Genomic DNA, 17,714 nt, shown 5'->3' with positions numbered 1-17,714 from the left:
CTGCCTGCGACCGGTCCGGAAACCCGTCGACCGCGTTCACACGACAGCCCACTCCAACAGGACGCCGTCGTCGAGCCGATCGACTGCCTGGAGTTCGAGGTCGGGAAAGTCCGTGAGGAACCCGTCCCCATCAGCCAGCGTGGGTGCGCCCCGGCCGCCGATGATCTGTGGGCCGACGAACACGGACAGTTCGTCGACGAGACTGGCCTCGAACAGCGAAAAGATGAGTTCACCCCCGCCTTCGACCATGAGTCGTTCGATCCCGTGGGCTTCCAACTCGGCCAGGGCCGCCTCGAGGTCTACCCGCCCCTCGCCGGCGACGATCACCGTCGCGCCCGTCGCTTCGAGACGGTCGATTGCGTCCGCGGATGCGGCCTCGCTGACGAGCACGACGGTCTCGGCGTCGTCGTCGAGAATCGCTGCGTCAGGCGGCGTTCGACCGCGGGAGTCGGCCACGACGCGGGCCGGGTGGGGCGTGTCGCCACGCCCACGGCGTGAGGGGATCTGTTCCTCGTCGTCGACTGTCAGCGATGGATCGTCGGCGAGGACAGTCCCGACCCCGACCATGACGGCGTCGCTGTCGGCCCGGACCTGATCGACGCGATCGAAGTCCGCCGGGCCGCTGATGGCGACCTGTTCGCGCTCGCGGGTCGAGAGCTTGCCGTCTACACTCGTTGCCGCGTTGACGACGACGTGCATCGTCCGTGTTTCTCTCGCCCCCCGAAAACGACTTTCGGCTCCCCCAAGCGGTGACGAACAAGCGGACCGAGGACTGTCTTTTTATTCGCGCCGGTCGAATCGATGGGCATGGACGTCGAAGACAAAGCCGAGGAACTCGCCTCCGACCTCGGTGTCACCAAAGAGGAGGTCAAAGACGACCTGGAGAACCTCGTCTCCTACAGCGTTCCCCTGGACGAAGCGGTCCAGAGTGTGCGACGCAAGTACGGCGACGGGGGAAACGACGGAGCGGAGTCAATCCCGCAAAAAGATATCGTCGAAATCACCACCGACGACGACAGCGTGAGCGTGACTGGTGTGGTGCTGACGGCCGGCACACGCTCGATCCGGTATCAGGGTTCGGATCACGTCATCCACGAAGGTGAATTCGCCGACGAGACGGGCAAGATATCCTATACAGCCTGGGAAGACTTCGGAATCGAACCCGGCGACGTGGTGACGATCGAGAACGCGGGCATCCGCGAGTGGGAGGGGAAGCCGGAACTCAATCTCGGCGAGCGGACGACGATCGCCCTCAGCGACGAATCGATCGACGTGCCCTCTCAGGTCGGTGGCGATCGCGCACTCGCCGACCTCGCCCCCGGCGATCGTGGCGTCAACGTCGATATCCAGGTGCTTGAAGTCGAACAGAAGCACATCGACGGCCGCGACGGGGAGACGGAGATCCTCAGCGGTGTGTTCGGCGACGAGTCGGGACGGCTCCCCTTCACCGACTGGGACCCCCACGATTCGATCGAAACCGGCGCTGCAGTCCGGATCGAGGACGCCTTCGTCCGGGAGTTCCGCGGTGCGCCATCGGTGAACGTCTCGGAGTTCTCGACGGTCACGCCCCTCGACCGGCCGGTCGAGGTGACCGACGACGCCCCGCAGTTGTCGATACGGAAAGCCGTCGATAGCGGCGGCCAGTTCGACGTCGCAGTCGTCGGCACTGCCATTGCGGTCCGTGACGGCTCGGGGCTGATCGAGCGCTGTCCGGAGTGTGGCCGCGTCGTCCAGAACGGACAGTGCCGGAGTCACGGTGCCGTCGAGGGCGAGGACGACCTGCGGACGAAAGCCATCATCGACGACGGCACGGGGACTGTCACGGCGGTTCTGGACGAGGAGCTAACCGCCGAGATCTACGGCGGTGACTTGGACGATGCTCGCGAACACGCTCGAGACGCCATGGACAAAGAGGTCGTCACAGACGCGATCCGTGAGGCGATCGTCGGCCAGGAATTCCGTGTTCGCGGTTCGTTGAGTGTCGACGACTACGGGGCAACGCTGAACGCGAGCACCTTCGAATCGAGCGCTGACGATGCCGCCAATCGTGCCCGCGAGCTGCTCGCGGAGGTGGGCCGATGAGCGCCGACGAGGACGGCGACGACGGGAGTCCAGGACGACGGGAAGTCGCTTACCGCGTTTTCGCCGGGGAGTTCGACGACGCCGACTTCGGTTACTCCGAGAGCGACGAGGAACGCGCCCCGAACTACGTGATCACGCCGACCGGTGGGCGTGTCAATCGGCTGTTCGCCGTCGGTGTGTTGACGGAGGTTCAGCCCGCCGGCGAGGACGTGCTCCGGGCGCGGATCGCCGACCCGACGGGGACGTTCGTCGTCTACGCTGGCCAGTACCAGCCCGATGCCCAGGCGTTTCTGGAACACGCCGAGCCGCCGGCCTACGTCGCCGTCACCGGAAAGGCCCGGACGTTCCAGCCAGACGACAGTGAGGTCGTCTACACCTCGATCCGACCCGAGAGCCTCAACGAGGTCGACGAGGGGACGCGTGATCGCTGGACGGTCCAGACCGCCCGCCAAACCCTAGAGCGTGTCGGAACGATGGCGACAGCGATGCAACTGGACGCCGAGGGAGACACACTCGCCGCGACCCTGGGCGAACGAGGCGTTCCGGGCGGACTGGCCGCAGGCATCCCCCTCGCGATCGACCATTACGGGACGACGCCGGGCTACCTCGGGGCCGTACGGGAGCTGGCGCTGTCGGCCGCCGAACTCGTCGCGGGCGAGCGCGAGGAAGTCAAAGAGCTGGCGATCGCGCCCGACGAGGGTGGCGAGGCCGACCTCGCGGCGCTGGCCGAGACGGCAGCCCTCGAAGATCCAAAAGCGAGTGATACAGCTGTCGGTGACACGACGGAGACAACCGAGACAACGGACGCCAAGGCGACACCCGAGGCGAGCGAAGCAACGACCGAGGCGGCCGACGAACCCACGAGCGAGCCGGCTGCAAAGACGAGCGAAGTGACCACAGAGACAAGCGAGACCACCGAGGCGACTACGACACCGGACGAGATGGTCGACTCGGCCACAGAACCGAACGAGACGGTCGCCAAGCCGGACGATTCGGCGGAGACAACTACCCCCGAGCAGTCGACGACACTCGGGGAGACCGAGACGACCGCGGCTGAGGGGGAGACGGCCGCGACCGAGGCCGGTGACGAGTCGGGAGAGACCACGACGGACGAGGGCTCGACGGTCGCGACAGACGACGAATCGGCGGGACTGGGCGACTTCGACGGCGAGTTCGAACTCGACGACGAGGAGCGCGAAGAGATCAAAACCGAGTTCGGCACGGAGTTTACCGCGGGGACAGACGTCGAGGAGCCCGGCGAGGCCGACATCGAGACGCCGGATCCAGAGGACCTAGCCGAACAGGAGGGCGCCGAGACCGACGAGCATGCAGCGACGGCAACGACGACAGCAGAGCCAAGCGAAGCCGCCACGTCAGGCGCACCTACCGATACCGCTAGGGGAGACTCAGCCGGGCAAGGAATGCCTGACGCCGACGAGGACGACGATGACACAGCAGAACTCGACCTCGAAGATGCTGTCATGGACGCGATGACTGAACTGGACGACGGCGATGGGGCCAACCGGGAGGCCGTGATCGATCACGTTGTCGACAGTGAAGGCGTCCCCGAGTCGGCCGTCGAAGATGCCATTCAGGACGCACTGATGAACGGGCAGTGTTACGAACCCGGCGAGGGCACGCTGAAGCCAATCTGATGGTTGTCGAGCCGGTTCCCGACGCGCCCGCCGCAGTCGCCGACGTGCCCGAAGGACGAGCCCTGTTGCTCGCGGACGTCCACGCCGGGATCGAGGCTGGTCTCCGCCGGGACGGCGTCGAAGTGCCGTCACAGGCCGATACCCGCCGCGAGACGATCGAGGCGTTACTGGACCGGACAGTGCCGGATCGGGTCGTACTTCTGGGAGACCTCGGTCACACTATCGGCAGCCCCGACCGCCCGGAGCGTGCGGAGATAACGGGGATCGTCGAGACAATTACCGATCGGGTTCCACTGACGCTCACGAAGGGCAATCACGACGGCGAGATCGAATCGGTGCTGGCCGATCGGGACGGTGTGACGATCACCGGCGGGGACGGCACTCGGCTGGGCGAGGTCGGCTTCGTGCACGGACACACCTGGCCGGCACCGGACGTCCTCAGGGCTAAAACGGTCTGTATCGGCCACGAGCATCCGGTCGTGAGACTGGAAGACGACGTCGGCGGGACGCGCAAAGAGCGCGTGTGGCTGCGGGGCACGCTCGATTCAGTCCCCTTCGAGTCCCACTACGGCGAGGACTGTCCGACGATCGACGGCGAACTCGTCGTCTGCCCAGCGTTCAACGATCTCTCGGGAGGCACCTGGAGTAACGTCGCCGGGCAGTCGTTTCTCTCGCCGTTCCTGCCTGCGGGGCTCGCCGACGGTGACGCGTATCTCCTCGATGGAACGCGGCTGGGCCCCTACCAGAGCGTGTAAGCCGAGTGCGATGCAATCCGGGCCTCGAGGGCCGATCACACCGTCGAAGACGGGTTCGGGCCGTACACTTCGACGTAGAATCCAGCGCCGACGTTGACGATGCGGAACTGCTCGGTTGCCGGAACGTACTTGCTCATGCGCTCTTTTTGCTCACCCTGTGGCCCGGAAACGGTTTGTTGTGATTCCCAGGAAGTCCCGACTTGCTCGTGAATTTCGTAGGACCCATCGGTCAACAGAGCGCTGTCAGTCCGGGACAGTATCCAGTACGTTTCCTCGGGGACGACCGAGTAGGTCTTGTAGCTACCACAGCCACCGTATGCGAACCACTCGGCTGCGCCCGGCCCCGTCGCCGACTTGGACTCGCCCGAGGCCGGTTGGCAAGCGTCGTCTGCTGCGTCGGTCGCAACTGGGAAAAGCTGTGCCTCGGGACGGTCAGATTGGTCCCCACCATCGCTGTCGGAAAACATCCCACTGACACCGCTACAACCAGCGAGAAGGGCACTCCCACCCACAGCGACCCCGCCGAGGACGGCGCGTCTCGAAACGCTCTCCCCATCCATTTGTGAATCGACACGTTCGGTCATAGCTGAATGCTCAGCCCACCTAGGTAAATATCCATTGATGTATTTCGGACAGCGACAGGTTCCGGGATACCCCAAACATGGCGGGGAACTGACCAGACGATCGATATCTGAATCGGCATCGGAATCAGGTCGATCGGGCATCGTGAGTGCGGGTCGATCAGCGACGATCAAACGACCAACACGAAGATGCCACTCACGACGACGAGATCCAGGCCAGTCGTGAGGAGGGTGCCAAGCCGGTCGTCGCAGTCGAGGAGACGAGCGCGACGACGAACCCCGTGAACGGAATGGCTCGTTCCAGGCCGAGGATCCGGCTCAGGACGGAGGCCACGAAGCCAAGCCCCTGGCGAAGACGCCCAGCAGCCAGACGAGCTGCGGGCTGAGGCCCTAAAGAGCGTCGTTCGAGCAAGCCGGGGTACCGGAAGGGCGACAAAGATGAGCCTGAACTGTCGAGAGCGGGTAGCGCCCGTCGAATCGAGATTTATAGTCCCTCGCCTTCGAGTTATCGTATGGCAGTACTGGTGCCGTACGATAGTTCAGAGCCGGCCAGAGACGCCCTCGAAGAAGCAGTCAGCGAGTACGGTGACGAGCGGATCGTTCTCCTTCGCGTGATCGAAGTCGCCGACGATACCTTCGAAGCCGGGTTCAATCTCATCCGGGACAGCCTCGAAGACGACCCGGAAGAACTCGCGGCAGACGTTGCCGACGAGGTACTGTCGGTCCTCGAAGCGACGGACGGCGACTACGTTGTCGAGACGACCGCCGGGAAACCCGCCAGGGAGATCGTCCGCTACGCCGAGGACCACGATATCGATCGGATCGTCATGGGCAGTCACGGCCGGGACGGCGTCTCGCGGATCCTGCTTGGCAGTGTCGCCGAAAAGATCGTCCGTCGCTCGCCGGTCTCGGTCACCGTCGTGCGCTGATCGGGCCGTCGTGGCTCAGGGGTGTGTTTTCGGCATGAGGTCGGGGAAGTCCTGCTCGGCAAGCCACTCGGCCAGCGCGACGAGTTCACCGCTGGCAGCATCGAACAGTTCTGCACCGATCTCGGCGGTGGCATCCGTCTGGTCGCCAAAGACACCGTTTGCACTGTTGTCGATCGAGTCGTAGAACGTTCGTGAGCCGTGGACGCGACCGATTCTCTCGCCGACCTCGACGAGCCCACCGTCGCGTGCGTCTTCCAGCCGATCCTCGTGGACGAGTTCGGGGTGGAGATGCTGGATGAGTGCCGTTTCTTTCGGGCCACCGTGGGGGCCGTTGTGTTCGAAGGCCTCGTCGATCCGTTCCGGAATACTCTCGTCCCACATCCACTCGATGGCGTAGGCGATCTCGTCGTTGCGAAGCCGACGACCCACTTCGCGAAGGTGCGTGACGTTCCCGCCGTGGGCGTTGACGTAGATCACGCGGTCGATGCCGTGCTGAGTCAGACTCCGGGTAATGGTCTCGACGTACTCCCGGAACGCCGACGGGTCGGCCGAGACCGTCCCGGGGAACTGCAGGTGATGATCGGAGACGCCGATCTTGATCGTCGGCGTGCAGAGAAAGCCGGTCCGATCGGCGGCCTCGCGGGCGAACGCTTCGGCGATGAGATGATCCGTTCCTTCAGGGAGATGTGGACCGTGCTGCTCGGTCGAGCCCAGCGGCACCAGCGCCAGCGATTCCGACTCGAAGTACGATTCGAGGTCCGGCCAGGCCTCGTCTGGCAGGTACATGCTCCAGTCTCGGGGATGCGTACCCATGAACGTGTCCCACGCTGTCGAGTGACCGGCGGGTCGTTCAGATAGGCGGCGTAGTGAGGCCAAGCGACTGTATCCGCAGCCACGGTCGGCCGACGAGTACGTAAGGCGATTGCAGCGGGGCCAGAGAGACAGTCTGGCAGCTGTAAGTCCCAGAGCGCCCAAACCAAAGACGGGGTCTCTTGAGCGGCGCTAGTCATATAAGCACACAAACCAACAGAAAATGATGATAGAATCGACCACGGTACTCGTCGTCGGGGGTGGAGCGACCGGCACAGGCATCGCGCGGGACCTCTCGCTTCGAGGTGTCGACGTGACGCTCGTCGACCGGGACGGCCTCTCCAGTGGGACTTCGGGACGCTCACACGGACTCCTCCACAGCGGCGCACGGTACGCCGAGTCCGATCGGGTCGGTGCCGAGGAGTGTATCGAGGAGAACACCGTGCTCCGTTCGATCGCCGGTGAGTGCATCCGGGACACCGGTGGGCTGTTCGTCCAACTCGAGGAAGACGATCCGGAGTACTTCGAGGAGAAACGCGCGGCCTGTGAGGCTATCGGGATCGAGACGGCGTTGCTCGATGCCGATGAGGCCCGGGAACGCGTGCCCGATCTCACACCGGACGTCGAGCGGGCAATGTGGGTCCCCGACGGCGCGATCTATCCCTCGCGGCTCGGGGCAGCCAACGCCGCTGATGCCGAAGAACACGGTGGGACGATCTACCCGCACGCGCCGCTGGAAGCGGTGAGTGTCGTCGACGGCCGGATAACCGAAGCGACACTCGGCGGCACGGTCGAGCGGACGATCGAACCGGAACACGTCGTCAACGCGGCTGGTGCGTGGGCCGGACAGGTGGCTGCACTCGCGGGCGTCGAAGTCACCATGGCTCCGTCTCGGGGCGTGATGGTGTCTGTGGCCTACGACGAACTGGACCCAGTGTTGAACCGCTGTCGGGACCCCGCCGACGGCGACATCGTCGTCCCCCACGCTGATGAGGCGGTGCTCGGGACGACGAGTGTCCCGGTCTCGGACCCCGACGACTACGAGAAAGCCGCCTGGGAAGTCGAGACGTCGATCGAGGAGTGTGCGAAGCTGTTGCCGCCGGTCGCCGACGCACCGACCGTGCGCGAGTGGTGGGGCGTCAGGCCACTGTATGCCCCCGACGAAGCCGAGGGAGACCGCCGCGGGATCTCGCGGGGCTACTTCGTGCTAGATCACGCCGATGACGGGGTTGAGAACGTCACCAGCATCGTGGGCGGAAAGCTGACGACCTACCGGCAGATGGCCGAGACGACCGCCGATCACGTCTGTGAGAGCCTCGGCGTCGATGCCGACTGCGAGACCGCGACACGCAAGCTGCCGGGCGCAGACGACGCCGACCGACTGGACGAGCTGGTCGACCGCTACGACGGACAGGGACCGACCGACAAGGATGTCATCGCGCAATGAAGGCGGCTGCTCGCAGAACTCCGGGAAGGTAGTGCGTTCGATGCCGGTGCTGTCGGCCCCGCGACCGATCGTCGTGCTGTGGGGCGACCACGGAACGGCCATGGTGTCTGTTTTCACCCCTCCCCCGATGCGTTTAATCGGCTGAAACCGCTATACGTAGCCGATGAGCGAGGGCGAGGCCGCGTTCACCCACCTCGGCGAGGCCGTCCGGGAGGCGCTCTCTGCACGGGGATTCACGACGCCGACCGAGCCACAGCGCCGCGCGATTCCGCCCCTGGCGGCCGGCGAGGACGCGCTGGTGATCGCCCCGACCGGGAGTGGCAAGACCGAGACCGCGATGTTGCCGGTCTTCGACGCACTCGCGGCGGATCCACCCGAAGGGATCGGCGCACTGTACGTGACACCGCTGCGCGCACTGAATCGCGACATGCGCGATCGCTTAGAGTGGTGGGGCGAGACCCTTGAGATAGAAGTCGACATCCGTCACGGCGACACCTCCGACTACCGCCGCCAACAGCAAGCCGAGAATCCACCGGACGTGCTCGTGACGACCCCCGAGACGCTGCAGGCAATCCTCACGGGGGAGAAACTCCGGCTCGCGCTCGAATCCGTCGGCCACGTCGTCATCGACGAGGTGCACGAACTCGCCGCCGCAAAACGCGGGGCGCAGTTGGCCATCGGCCTCGAACGCCTCCGGGAACTGGCTGGCCCGTTCCAGCGGATCGGCCTCTCGGCGACGGTCGGCGATCCCGAGGAAGTCGGCCGGTTTCTCACCGGCGATCGGGGCTGTGAGATCGTCGAGGTAGCGGCCGGGAGTACCCTCGAAATCGACGTCGTCCAGCCGACCGTCAAAGACGGCGACGAGGAGATCGCCGGCCAACTCGTCACCGACCCCGATGTCGCGAGTCACGTCCGGACGATCGACGAACTGATCGCAACCCACGACTCGACGCTGGTGTTCGTCAACACGCGACAGACTGCCGAGGCGCTGGGATCGCGACTCAAGGAGTACGGCACCGACCTGGGTATCCACCACGGCTCGCTCGCGACTGACGCCCGCGTCGAGGTCGAAGACCAGTTCAAGGCCGGCGAGTTGGACGGGCTGCTCTGTACCTCCTCGATGGAGCTGGGCATCGACGTGGGCCGGGTCGATCACGTCGTCCAGTACAACAGCCCCCGACAGGTCTCCCGCCTGCTCCAGCGGGTGGGACGGGCGGGCCACCGCCGGGATCGAACCTCGAAGGGGACGGTCGTCACGACTGGCCCGGACGAGACCTTCGAGGCGCTGGCGATCGCCCGCCAGGCCCAGGCCGGCGAGGTCGAACCCGCCCAGATCCACCACGGGAGCCGCGATGCGGTGGCCAACCAGATCGCCGGGATCGTCATGGATCTCGGGGAGGTCGACGCCAGACGCGCCTACGAGATCGTCACGCGGGCCTACCCCTTCGCCGACATTTCCGAACCAGTGTTCCGGGAGATCGTCCGCGAACTCGCGGAGAATCGGGTCGTCTGGCTCGAAGCGGACGACGACGAACTCTCGAAACGACGGGGCACCTGGCAGTACTTCTATCACAACCTCTCGATGATCCCCGACGAGGCGACCTACGACGTCGAAGACGGAGCCAGCGGCAAGCAAGTCGGGACGCTTGACGAACGGTTCGTCGTCAACTTCGCCGCGCCGGGAGAAGTGTTCGTCCAGCGCGGCGAGATGTGGCGCATCACCGAGATCGACGAGGAGGAAGACGTCGTCAACGTCACGCCCATCGAGGATCCCACCGGCGAGGTCCCCGCATGGACCGGCCAGGAGATCCCCGTCCCCTACGATGTCGCCCAGGAAGTCGCCGAAATCCGGACGGTCGCGGCCGAGCAACTCCGGGCCGGCGGCGATCGGGCGTCGGTAGCGCGCCACCTCGCCGGGCGATACGACGCCGACAGCGAGACCCTCGAAGCCGCCCTCAAGCAAGTCGACGATCACGAAGGGCCGGTGCCGGGACCAAACCGAATCGTCGTCGAGTTCGAGGGCCGAGACGTCGTGGTCAACGCACCATTCGGCCACAAGGTCAACGAGACGCTGGGGCGGCTACTGTCGGCACTCCTGGGCCAGCGGACGGGATCGTCCGTCGGCCTCGACGTCGATCCCTCTCGGATCAGCCTGGAAGTGCCCCGGAACGTCACCGCCGGCGATGCGGTCGACATTCTGGAATCGACTGCGCCCGAACACGTCGAGGGGTTGATCGAACTCAGCCTGAAGAACGCCGACGCCCTGAAATTCCGGCTCGCACAGGTCGCGGCGAAGTTCGGCTCGCTCAAACGCTGGCGCGGACGGGGCAGCCAGCGGTTCGGTCGCGACCGCCTGCTCGATGCCCTCGAAGACACACCGATGTACGACGAGGCCCTCCGGGAGTTGATCCACGAGAAACTCGCGATCGAGCGGACGGGTGACGTCCTCGCCGCGATCCAGAAAGGCGATATCGACGTCGAGACCGTCGGCGGCCGAACGGCGATCGGGCTGGGCGGTCGCTCGGGTGGCACCGAACTGCTCGCCCCCGAGAACGCCGACGCCAGCGTCATCGAGACCCTGAAAGACCGCATCCAGGACGATCGCGTGATCCTCTTTTGTGTCCACTGTGAGTCCTATCGGCGGACCAAACCCGTCAAACGCGTCCGCGACCAACCGCACTGTCCGGAGTGTGACTCGACACGGATCGCCGCACTCAATCCCTGGGACGAGGAGACCATCGCGGCGGTGCGGGCAACGGACAAGGACGACGAACAGGAAAAGCGGACCAAACGCGGCTATCAGGCGGCCGATCTGGTCCAGAGCCACGGCAAACAGGCGGTGATCGCCCTGGCCGGACGCGGCGTCGGGCCGACCAACGCCGCCCGCATCATCAACAAACTCCGGGAAAACGAGGCCGAATTCTACCGGGATATTCTCGAACGCGAGCGCGAGTACGCCCGAACGCGGTCGTTCTGGGAGTGAGTGTCGTCGAGTCGGCACCGACGAGACGGGGCAACGCGCAGGTCAGTCACTCCGAAGCGTCCCGGTCTCGTCCTCGTGCCACGCGGCGCGTTTGCGAACGGCGACCCGTGAGACGACCAGTCCGAACACGAGAATCAACAGGCCAAAGGCCAGAAACGACCCGACGACCGCCCGGGAGCTACTGATTGGCGGGTTCGCTACGGCAGCGTCACCGAGAACGCTACGCCCGAGGGCAAGCAAAAGCGGCGTAACCCCGACCAGGCCGCCCAGAACGGTGAGACCACGGCCGACGATCAACGAGGGCACGTGCGTTCTGGCCAGCAGCCCGGCGGGAGCCATCCACGCACTCATGCCGACCAGTACCAGCCCGAGAGGGGTCGCCGGGAGCACACTCGCCAACATGAATCCCGACAGCGGCGCGAAGGGGACCGAGATCGCCAGAGCAGTCGCGAGTCGGAGTGGATACGGCAACGTCCGGCCGCGGGCTGTGTGACTCTCCTCGGCGGTAGACAGCGCGCTATCGACGATCGCATCGGTCGCTGCCGAGGAGAGGTCGCCCTCGTCCGTGCGGATTTCGAGGCCACAACCCGGACAGATGCGGCTCCCATCCAGGCCAGCCCCACAGGACGGACAACGATTCGCTGCCGAGTCGCTCATTGGCCGGAGTTGGTCGGCCGGGTATTTGACGTTTGGCCGCAACGTCGCGTCGCGCTATCACAGCCGCCAGTGTGTTATTTGTACCCAACGCTCGTGGCTCAAGCTATGGATACGAGAGTTCTCACTCCCGTGCTCGGAGATGTACGCTCGTCGGTTGCCAACTTGCGGATCGACACGGTAGCGCCCGGGTGGGCCAGCGTCCCCCAGGAGGCAGATCGGGCATGACCGTCCGCGTCGGGTTCCTCGGCTACCGGTTCATGGGCCGGGCACACGCGAATGCACTCGCTCGGCTGCCGCTGTTCTTCCCGGAAGCGCCCGCGGTCGAACGGAGCGTCCTGATCGGCCGCGACGAGGATGGACTGTCCGAGGCGGTCGATCAGCTGGGCTTCGACCGATACGTCACCGACTGGGCGGCGGCGATCGACGAGATCGACGTGCTGTACAACCTCGGTCCGAACAACCTCCACGCCGCGCCCTCGATCGCTGCCCTCGAAGAGGACGTCGACGTCTTCTGTGAGAAACCACTCGCTCACACCCTCGACGCGGCCGAGGAGATGGCGGCGGCCGCCCGAGCGAGCAACGCGACGACGGGGATCGCGTTCAACTACCGGTTCGTCCCGGCGATCCAGCTCGCTCGCGAGTTGATCGACCGGGGCGAACTGGGCGAGATCTATCACGTTCGCACTCGGTACCTACAGGACGGGCTGGCCGATCCCGAGGCGGCCTGGAGCTGGCGCAACGACGAGTCGGTCGCCGGCTCGGGCGCGCTCGGGGACCTCGGTGCCCACTCGATCGACCTCGCGCAGTTCTTGCTCGGCGATCGCATCGAACGCGTCTCGGGCCATCTGCGAACGTTCGTCGACGAGCGGCCGGTCCCAGAGGGAGCGGGCGGAATCAGCGGTGACGAGGGCGGGACCGAGACACGCCCGGTCACCGTCGACGATGCTTTCAGCGCCCAGGCGACTTTCGCGGGCGGCGCGATGGGGACCTTCGAGGCCTCGCGGATGGCGACGGGCCACGACAACAGCAACGTGATCGAAGTCAACGGCTCGAAGGGGTCCCTTCGGTTCGACCTCGAACGGCTCAACGAGCTGGACGTCAGACGGCCGGACGGCCGCGGCTTCGAGACGGTTCTGGTGACCGAAGAGGACGACCCGTACGGCGACCGCTGGTGGCCGGCCGGTCACGTCCTGGGCTGGGAACACACGTTCGTCCACGAAAACGACGAGTTCCTCAGCGCCGTCGCGTCGGGAGATGGCTACGCCCCGGACTTTTCGGACGGCCTGGCGGTCCAGCGTGTGCTGGCGGCCATCGAAAAGAGCGACGCGTCGGAATCGTGGGTGACGGTTTGATCAGGGTGGGCGTGTCCATCACCGTGGTCGGGCCGTTCCAGAGAGGGGAAACGACTTGTCGCCAGCCCCTGAGGGTGGCCGTATGGACCTGGAGGACTACTGGGGCGTCGGGCCAAAGACCCGCGAGTTGCTGGCCGAGAACCTCGGCGTCGAGGCCGCCATCGCAGCGATCGAGAGCGGTGACCTCCGAACGCTGACCGAAGCCGGACTGAGCCGCGGGCGGGCGACGCGGATCCTCCGGCGGACTGACGGGGCCGCGATGGACGTACTGGCGACCCGGGACGCTCGGGACGTCTACAAGTCGGTCCTGGATCTGGCCGCCGAGTTCGCCGTCACCCAACACGCAGCCGATAGCATCCGACTACTGACACCGAAAGCCAGCCGGACCGAGATGGAAGCCCACCTCGAAACCGTCATCGAGGCCAGAGACGCCTGGACGGGGCTCTCTGAGAGCGATCGAGAACGCGTCACCGAGGCTTTCGAAGCCTACGACAGCGTCGAGGGCGGCGATCTGGCCGGCGTCCGGGCCGCGCTGGCACTGAAGGCGGCCGGAATGACCACCGGCCCCTTCGAGACGCTCGCTGATCTCGACACAGAGCGCCTCGAGGTCGGGGCCCAGGCCCTAGACGCACTGTCGGCGGGCGGGGTCGCCGAGGGCGCCGACGAGCGCCTCGACGACCTCCGGAGCCAGCGTGGGGCGGTCGAGGACATGGCCGCAAACCCCGAAAGCGTCATCGAGGCCGTCCGCGAGGCCGGCGTCGGGGGCGGTGATGCCTTCCGCGAGACGTTCGTCCGCCACGTCGTCGAGGAAGCCGGTGTCGACGTCGAGGCGGTCCGGGACGCGACGCCCCGCGAGGCCGCCAACGCGACCGATTTCGTCGCCGAAGCGTTGCGAACCCTCGCCACCGACCGCCGGGACGCCGTGACCGAGCGAGAACAGGAAGTCAGCGACCAGCTGGAGACGACCCTTTCGGCTGCTCGCGAGGAGATCGACCGGGCCGTCGCGGCCGTCGACGAGATCGCACTCGCCGTCTCGCTGGCTCGCTTCGCGATCGCGTTCGACCTCACGGCCCCGACCTACGTCGAGGATCGGGACGTCATCGCCGTCGAGAACGCCGACAACCTGTCGCTACTGGGAGCTGAGGCGGACGTCCAGCCGATCACCTACGCCGTCGGCGATCACACCCTCTCGGTCGATCGGGCACGGGTGCCGCCGGACGGGGACCGCGTTGCCGTCCTGACGGGAGCAAACAGCGGTGGGAAGACGACGCTGCTTGAGACACTCTGTCAAGTCCAGTTGCTCGCCCAGATGGGCCTGCCCGTCCCTGCCGAGACCGCAGAAGTGGGGATCGTCGATGTGATCGTCTTCCACCGCCGGCACGCGAGTTTCAACGCGGGCGTGCTCGAATCGACGCTTCGGTCGGTCGTCCCGCCACTGACCGACGAAGGCCGGACGTTGATGCTCGTCGACGAGTTCGAGGCGATCACCGAACCGGGTAGCGCCGCCGACCTCCTGCACGGTCTGGTGACGTTGACCGTCGATCGGGCAGCCCTTGGCGTGTTCGTCACCCACCTGGCCGACGATCTGGAGCCGTTACCACAGACGGCCCGGACCGACGGGATCTTCGCCGAGGGACTGACGACCGACCTCGAACTGGAAGTCGACTATCAGCCCCGCTTCGAGACCGTTGGCCGCTCGACGCCGGAGTTCATCGTCTCGCGGCTCGTCGCCGACGCCGAGGACCGGACTGAACGCTCCGGGTTCCGGACCCTCGCCGAGGCGGTCGGCGAGCAAGCGGTCCAGCGCACGCTGTCGGACGCCGAGTGGTCCGCCTAAAGACCCCACGTGTTGGGGGTCGCTCGGTACGGAGCTGGCAGCCCTATCGGGAGGTAGCGATGTCACCTGGGGACGCGGCGCGCCTCGACAGCGGGACCGGCCAGCGCCTGGTCGAACATGCCCGGGCAGTCGTGACCGCGGCCGCGACCGACGGATCGGCGCCGGCAGCTCCGGATCTCGACGTCCTCGACGAGGAGCGTGGCGTCTTCGTGACGCTGCAATTGGACGGCCAGTTGCGGGGCTGTATCGGTCGGCCGCGACCGGCACAGCCCCTTTCGGACGGATTGCAGGCTGCAGCCGTCGGCGCATCCAGCGACGATCCGCGATTCCCGCCGCTTTCGGCCGACGAACTCGACGCCGTTACCGTCTCGGTGAGCGTCCTGACGCCACCGGTGACTGTTTCGGGGGAGGTGCCTTCCTCGATCGAGATCGGCCGAGACGGCTTGATCGTCTCGAAGGGGCGACAGACCGGCCTGCTGTTGCCACAGGTCGCGGTCGAGCAGGAGTGGTCGGCCCAACAGTTTCTCGCCCAGACAGCCCGGAAAGCCGGCCTTCCAGAGGCTGCCTGGCGGGAAGCCGAGACGACCGTCAAGCGCTTTTCGGCACAGGTCTTCGCCGAGGAGTCACCGAACGGCCCTGTCACCGTCGATGAGTATACGCGCTCGGCAGGCCAGTCGGCCGCGGGCGAGCGGTCGACAGATTGAGGGGGCGACCCCGAATAGAGCGGGCCATGCCTGCCGATCTCACCGAAAAGACCGACCGCTACGAGCGATTGTTGGCGAGGGCCCTCGAAGAAGCGACGGTGCTGGCGCCCGAGACGACGCCACTCGGCGACGCAGCGACCGACTGCTTGGAGATGGCCCGGTCGTACCTCGAAGACGGCCGCCACTTCCGGGCCGAAGACGACCTGGTCAATGCGCTGGCGGCGTTCTCCTACGGCCACGCCTGGCTCGATGCCGGGGCCCGGATCGGGCTGTTCGACGTTCCCGAAGAGGGACACCTTTTTACCGTGTGAGTTTGGCAGCGGTCGGTCGATGCGGGTGTGACCGAGTACCTAGTTGCCGTGTGGCGATAAGGGTTTGGGAAAGATTTATATACTTTTCGGACTTACTATAGATTACCAACGGCAACCGAGAGTACTAATATTTTCCTCTGCGGTTGCCCGCGTCCACCCATCATGAGTGAAACGACGACACCCCTGTACACCCGAGACGAAACGAGTGAGCGACCGACCGAGCAGCGCGAACGAGCTGATGAAGAAACCCAGAGCGAGCAGGAACACTGTCCGGAGTGTGGTGGTTCGTTGACGAGCGACGCCGAACGCGGTGAGACGGTGTGTAGCGAGTGTGGACTGGTCGTCGAGGAAGACGAGATCGATCCCGGCCCGGAATGGCGTGCCTTCGACGCCAAAGAGAAAGACGAGAAGTCCCGCGTCGGCGCGCCGACGACGAACATGATGCACGATAAGGGCCTCTCGACGAACATCGGCTGGCAAGACAAAGACGCCTACGGCAACTCGCTGTCCAGTCGCCAACGCGAGAAGATGCAGCGCCTCCGGACCTGGAACGAACGCTTCCGCACCAGGGACTCCAAAGAACGGAACCTCAAGCAGGCTCTCGGTGAGATCGACCGGATGGCGAGCGCGCTCGGCCTCCCCGAGAACGTCCGCGAAACCGCTTCTGTCATCTATCGCCGGGCCTTGGACGAAGACCTCCTGCCCGGTCGCTCCATCGAAGGTGTCGCTACCGCCTCGCTGTACGCCGCTGCCCGTCAGGCGGGCGTTCCACGGAGTCTCGACGAATTCACGCGGGTCTCTCGGGTCGAACGCATGGAATTGACCCGGACCTACCGATACGTCGTCCGAGAGCTGAATCTAGAGATCAAGCCAGCCGACCCCGAGAGTTACGTCCCCCGGTTCATCTCGGATCTGGACCTTCCCGAGGAAGTGACCAATCGAGCGCGTGATCTGCTCTCCTCGGCGCGGGAAGCCGGTGTCCTCAGCGGAAAGAGCCCCGTCGGACTGGCCGCGGCATCGATCTATGCGGCGGCCTTGCTGTGCAACGAGCGGATCACACAGAGTGAGATCAGCGAGGTCGCAAACATTTCCGAAGTCACGATCCGCAACCGCTACAAGGAACTGCTCGAAAGCGAAGAATCGCTCGACGGCCTCTAAGCTGGGCCACAGTCGTCACCACCACGGACAGCGTGGCGCTTCCCTGTCACGTTTCGACGGACGCGATCGCGATTACCACGGCCGCCATCGGGCACAAGAGACTTATTGATCGACAGTGACTTCTCGGTCATGGTACTGGAGAATATCGACCCGACGCAATTAGGCGCGCAAATGGGGGGCAGCGCCATCGTCGGTGCCGTAATCGGCTTTGCTGCAAAGAAGATCGCCAAAATCATCGCAATCATCATCGGGCTAGAGTTGATGCTGTTCAAATTCCTCGAATCGCGGGGCGTACTCTCAGTGAACTGGGAACGCCTCACGAACGCCTCGGCAAACGCCTCCGAACAAGCTGCCCAAGCCGGCCAAACCGTCATCGAGACGTTCGTCTCGACGGCCGGGATCGGCGCGAGTTTCGCCGGTGGCTTCATGCTCGGCTTCAAAAAAGCGTAGGTG

General features: G+C 65.5%; 17 protein-coding genes. 12 read left to right on the top strand and 5 right to left on the bottom strand.

Annotated elements, in window-relative coordinates:
- Nucleotides 1-36 precede the first annotated feature (36 nt).
- Entirely contained in the window at nt 37-699 is a 663-nt protein-coding gene (locus FR699_RS01755; protein WP_158853599.1) for a 2,5-diamino-6-(ribosylamino)-4(3H)-pyrimidinone 5'-phosphate reductase, read from the bottom strand.
- 108 nt (nt 700-807) lie between these two features.
- On the opposite strand from FR699_RS01755, the gene FR699_RS01750 reads away from it, so the two are divergent.
- Genes FR699_RS01750 through FR699_RS01740 form a run of 3 tightly spaced genes read left to right on the top strand, consistent with a single transcriptional unit; the run spans nt 808 to nt 4,492 of the window.
- Nucleotides 808-2,082 carry a Single-stranded DNA binding protein gene (locus FR699_RS01750; protein ID WP_158853597.1) on the top strand — a complete coding sequence of 425 codons (1,275 nt, stop codon included), beginning with the start codon at nt 808-810 and terminating at the stop codon, nt 2,080-2,082.
- Nucleotides 2,079-3,737: a hypothetical protein gene (locus tag FR699_RS01745; RefSeq protein ID WP_158853595.1), complete on the top strand. Its 1,659-nt coding sequence runs from the start codon at nt 2,079-2,081 to the stop codon at nt 3,735-3,737. Before FR699_RS01750 ends, FR699_RS01745 begins: the two co-directional genes overlap by 4 nt.
- Nucleotides 3,737-4,492, top strand: a complete 756-nt coding sequence (locus FR699_RS01740) for a metallophosphoesterase (RefSeq protein WP_154552070.1) — start codon at nt 3,737-3,739, stop codon at nt 4,490-4,492. Before FR699_RS01745 ends, FR699_RS01740 begins: the two co-directional genes overlap by 1 nt.
- Nucleotides 4,493-4,527: 35 nt before the next feature.
- Here the strand turns inward: FR699_RS01740 and FR699_RS01735 are convergent, their stop codons facing one another.
- Both FR699_RS01735 and FR699_RS01730 read right to left on the bottom strand, forming a co-directional pair.
- Nucleotides 4,528-5,076: a hypothetical protein gene (locus FR699_RS01735; protein WP_158853593.1), complete on the bottom strand. Its 549-nt coding sequence runs from the start codon at nt 5,074-5,076 to the stop codon at nt 4,528-4,530.
- Nucleotides 5,077-5,269: 193 nt separating this feature from the next.
- On the bottom strand, nt 5,270-5,407 hold the full coding sequence (locus tag FR699_RS01730) for a hypothetical protein (RefSeq protein WP_158853591.1): 138 nt from the start codon (nt 5,405-5,407) through the stop codon (nt 5,270-5,272).
- Nucleotides 5,408-5,585: 178 nt separating this feature from the next.
- Here FR699_RS01730 and FR699_RS01725 point away from each other — a divergent pair, with 178 nt between their 5' ends.
- Complete coding sequence (locus FR699_RS01725; protein ID WP_154552072.1) at nt 5,586-6,002, top strand: universal stress protein; 417 nt, start codon at nt 5,586-5,588, stop codon at nt 6,000-6,002.
- A gap of 15 nt (nt 6,003-6,017) precedes the next feature.
- Here the strand turns inward: FR699_RS01725 and FR699_RS01720 are convergent, their stop codons facing one another.
- Nucleotides 6,018-6,788: a creatininase family protein gene (locus tag FR699_RS01720; protein ID WP_154552073.1), complete on the bottom strand. Its 771-nt coding sequence runs from the start codon at nt 6,786-6,788 to the stop codon at nt 6,018-6,020.
- A gap of 250 nt (nt 6,789-7,038) precedes the next feature.
- Between FR699_RS01720 and FR699_RS01715 the strand changes: the two genes are divergently transcribed.
- Nucleotides 7,039-8,259, top strand: coding sequence for an FAD-dependent oxidoreductase (locus tag FR699_RS01715; protein ID WP_158853589.1), 1,221 nt, complete (start codon nt 7,039-7,041; stop codon nt 8,257-8,259).
- Between the two features lie 163 nt (nt 8,260-8,422).
- Nucleotides 8,423-11,242: a DEAD/DEAH box helicase gene (locus FR699_RS01710; RefSeq protein WP_158853587.1), complete on the top strand. Its 2,820-nt coding sequence runs from the start codon at nt 8,423-8,425 to the stop codon at nt 11,240-11,242.
- A 42-nt stretch (nt 11,243-11,284) separates the two neighbouring features.
- Here the strand turns inward: FR699_RS01710 and FR699_RS01705 are convergent, their stop codons facing one another.
- Nucleotides 11,285-11,899, bottom strand: coding sequence for a hypothetical protein (locus tag FR699_RS01705; RefSeq protein ID WP_154552076.1), 615 nt, complete (start codon nt 11,897-11,899; stop codon nt 11,285-11,287).
- 221 nt (nt 11,900-12,120) lie between these two features.
- On the opposite strand from FR699_RS01705, the gene FR699_RS01700 reads away from it, so the two are divergent.
- The 6 genes from FR699_RS01700 (at nt 12,121) to FR699_RS01675 (ending at nt 17,711) form a co-directional block, all read left to right on the top strand.
- Nucleotides 12,121-13,251 carry a Gfo/Idh/MocA family protein gene (locus tag FR699_RS01700; RefSeq protein WP_158853585.1) on the top strand — a complete coding sequence of 377 codons (1,131 nt, stop codon included), beginning with the start codon at nt 12,121-12,123 and terminating at the stop codon, nt 13,249-13,251.
- Between the two features lie 82 nt (nt 13,252-13,333).
- Nucleotides 13,334-15,088: a DNA mismatch repair protein gene (locus FR699_RS01695; protein WP_158853583.1), complete on the top strand. Its 1,755-nt coding sequence runs from the start codon at nt 13,334-13,336 to the stop codon at nt 15,086-15,088.
- Between the two features lie 59 nt (nt 15,089-15,147).
- Nucleotides 15,148-15,792 carry an AmmeMemoRadiSam system protein A gene (gene amrA, locus FR699_RS01690; RefSeq protein ID WP_158853581.1) on the top strand — a complete coding sequence of 215 codons (645 nt, stop codon included), beginning with the start codon at nt 15,148-15,150 and terminating at the stop codon, nt 15,790-15,792.
- A gap of 26 nt (nt 15,793-15,818) precedes the next feature.
- Nucleotides 15,819-16,103, top strand: coding sequence for a DUF357 domain-containing protein (locus FR699_RS01685; RefSeq protein ID WP_154552080.1), 285 nt, complete (start codon nt 15,819-15,821; stop codon nt 16,101-16,103).
- 162 nt (nt 16,104-16,265) lie between these two features.
- A complete protein-coding gene (locus tag FR699_RS01680; protein WP_154552081.1) occupies nt 16,266-17,261 on the top strand; it encodes a transcription initiation factor IIB family protein in 996 nt (331 codons plus the stop codon).
- 129 nt (nt 17,262-17,390) lie between these two features.
- Complete coding sequence (locus FR699_RS01675) at nt 17,391-17,711, top strand: FUN14 domain-containing protein (RefSeq protein ID WP_154552082.1); 321 nt, start codon at nt 17,391-17,393, stop codon at nt 17,709-17,711.
- Nucleotides 17,712-17,714 lie beyond the last annotated feature (3 nt).

Origin of the sequence: Halorhabdus sp. CUG00001 (assembly GCF_009797925.1) — an archaeon.
GTDB lineage: Archaea > Halobacteriota > Halobacteria > Halobacteriales > Haloarculaceae > Halorhabdus.
Note: the sequence above shows the minus strand (reverse complement) of the source record. Positions and strands in the feature narration are given on the sequence as shown.

Bases quoted from the DNA above. Each gene is read 5' to 3' on its own strand.
- FR699_RS01755 (WP_158853599.1), bottom strand. From the start codon at position 699: ATGCACGTCGTCGTCAACGCGGCAACGAGTGTAGACGGCAAGCTCTCG.
- FR699_RS01750 (WP_158853597.1), top strand. From the start codon at position 808: ATGGACGTCGAAGACAAAGCCGAGGAACTCGCCTCCGACCTCGGTGTC.
- FR699_RS01745 (WP_158853595.1), top strand. From the start codon at position 2,079: ATGAGCGCCGACGAGGACGGCGACGACGGGAGTCCAGGACGACGGGAA.
- FR699_RS01740 (WP_154552070.1), top strand. From the start codon at position 3,737: ATGGTTGTCGAGCCGGTTCCCGACGCGCCCGCCGCAGTCGCCGACGTG.
- FR699_RS01735 (WP_158853593.1), bottom strand. From the start codon at position 5,076: ATGACCGAACGTGTCGATTCACAAATGGATGGGGAGAGCGTTTCGAGA.
- FR699_RS01725 (WP_154552072.1), top strand. From the start codon at position 5,586: ATGGCAGTACTGGTGCCGTACGATAGTTCAGAGCCGGCCAGAGACGCC.
- FR699_RS01720 (WP_154552073.1), bottom strand. From the start codon at position 6,788: ATGTACCTGCCAGACGAGGCCTGGCCGGACCTCGAATCGTACTTCGAG.
- FR699_RS01715 (WP_158853589.1), top strand. From the start codon at position 7,039: ATGATAGAATCGACCACGGTACTCGTCGTCGGGGGTGGAGCGACCGGC.
- FR699_RS01710 (WP_158853587.1), top strand. From the start codon at position 8,423: ATGAGCGAGGGCGAGGCCGCGTTCACCCACCTCGGCGAGGCCGTCCGG.
- FR699_RS01705 (WP_154552076.1), bottom strand. From the start codon at position 11,899: ATGAGCGACTCGGCAGCGAATCGTTGTCCGTCCTGTGGGGCTGGCCTG.
- FR699_RS01700 (WP_158853585.1), top strand. From the start codon at position 12,121: ATGACCGTCCGCGTCGGGTTCCTCGGCTACCGGTTCATGGGCCGGGCA.
- FR699_RS01695 (WP_158853583.1), top strand. From the start codon at position 13,334: ATGGACCTGGAGGACTACTGGGGCGTCGGGCCAAAGACCCGCGAGTTG.
- amrA (WP_158853581.1), top strand. From the start codon at position 15,148: ATGTCACCTGGGGACGCGGCGCGCCTCGACAGCGGGACCGGCCAGCGC.
- FR699_RS01685 (WP_154552080.1), top strand. From the start codon at position 15,819: ATGCCTGCCGATCTCACCGAAAAGACCGACCGCTACGAGCGATTGTTG.
- FR699_RS01680 (WP_154552081.1), top strand. From the start codon at position 16,266: ATGAGTGAAACGACGACACCCCTGTACACCCGAGACGAAACGAGTGAG.
- FR699_RS01675 (WP_154552082.1), top strand. From the start codon at position 17,391: ATGGTACTGGAGAATATCGACCCGACGCAATTAGGCGCGCAAATGGGG.